The sequence below is a fragment of the Mesorhizobium sp. M4B.F.Ca.ET.089.01.1.1 genome (assembly GCF_004022605.1).
In the GTDB taxonomy this organism is placed as follows: Bacteria; Pseudomonadota; Alphaproteobacteria; order Rhizobiales; family Rhizobiaceae; genus Mesorhizobium; species Mesorhizobium abyssinicae.
On sequence record NZ_RZOS01000865.1, the window covers coordinates 1 to 1233 of the forward strand.

2 protein-coding genes and 1 pseudogene are annotated in these 1233 nt (G+C 58.1%); all 3 read right to left on the bottom strand.

From position 1 onward, the window contains the following. Positions 1-58 precede the first annotated feature (58 nt). Entirely contained in the window at positions 59-451 is a 393-nt protein-coding gene (locus EN780_RS34615) for a hypothetical protein (RefSeq protein WP_128276493.1), read from the bottom strand. A 2-nt stretch (positions 452-453) separates the two neighbouring features. Continuing rightward, positions 454-774, bottom strand: a complete 321-nt coding sequence (locus EN780_RS41060) for a hypothetical protein (protein WP_245500217.1) — start codon at positions 772-774, stop codon at positions 454-456. 112 nt (positions 775-886) lie between these two features. After that, a pseudogene (locus EN780_RS39190) lies at positions 887-1233 on the bottom strand (ParA family protein); the annotation flags it as partial.

The following is a 1233-nucleotide window of genomic DNA, read 5'->3' on the forward strand; positions in this document are numbered from 1 at the left end:
GTCCTCCGACCTCTTGGAGTGATCGGTGATTATACGGGCGGTACGGTTTGCAAGGGCCCTAGCGGTTCTTTGCTGCGACCATTGCCCAACGGTCTGGCCCGCCTTTGAACACTGATTCCACGAATTTTTCACCATCGATCCAACCAAGATGCGCCGATAGTTCGCAAGCTATCGAATATTCATCAATACTTATACACCGCTTCACACTAACCGTCGATCCATCACCGTGCTTGGTTATATCCCATTTGGATATGCGGAAGAGTTCCGATTTCGCGTGTTCATTGGTCGGCCACGTAGCCTTATCGGGTATGCGGTTAGTGCCTTTGACGATAGACAAATAGGCCCGCGAAGTCTCGCGAACGCCTATGCTCTGCCGGCCGAGCATAGGCGCGGCGTAGATGCCGATGACGGTGCCGATGGCTATTCCAAATAGGAAGCCGCGGCCCGTCATTCTCAATAGCCGTTGTCGCGGAGGAACTGGTCGATGGCTGCCTTTATGATCACCGTCATCTTGATGTCGTTGTCGAAGGCGGCCTTTTGCAATCGCATCTTCGTGTCGTAGTCCAGGGGACAATTGACGTAGTGCTTGGCTTCTCGCGCGTGGGCTCGTTTCAGGTCGCGCAGGCGATAGCGCCCGTCCTCCTGGGCCAGAGCACGTTCGATCGCTTTGCTCTTGCGCTCTTCACCGCTCGGGTTCGGCAGACTGCGCCGCGGCCGTTCCCTTGTCGCGCCCGCTTCTGAAACCGGCGCCTCTGTCGGTTCCGGTGCAGTCATTTCCGCCTCTGCCTCTTCCGACACAGAGGCTGGTTTCATTGTGGCTTTGGATGTGGCTGGCTTCGGCCGTCGCGGAGCGATCGGAAAGTCAGAGACGGACAGTTTGCCTGGTTTAGACATTTCCCACCTTTTCCAGGGTTGCCGCGAGATGGCGATCGAGCTCGCTCACAAACGCCGCGACCTCCGCGCGACCCTTCATGACCGGGTCGGTCAGCTCGAGCATCTGCAACGTGCCGAGGCCGTTGCGGATTTCGCGGTAGCAATTTCTTTCGGTGAGCTCGGTTTCCATCAACGTCGATTCGTAGCCATTGGCGCGAAGGTTCGCGATGAACGGACGGATCAGCCTGTAAGCCTCAAGAACGCGGCCGGGAAGGGCGATGCGCGTCACCACGTTGAGGTGGGGAATCGTGCGTCCGTTCCTGTCGCCAATGTCCGCGGTGATGGTCGCGGCTTCACCGG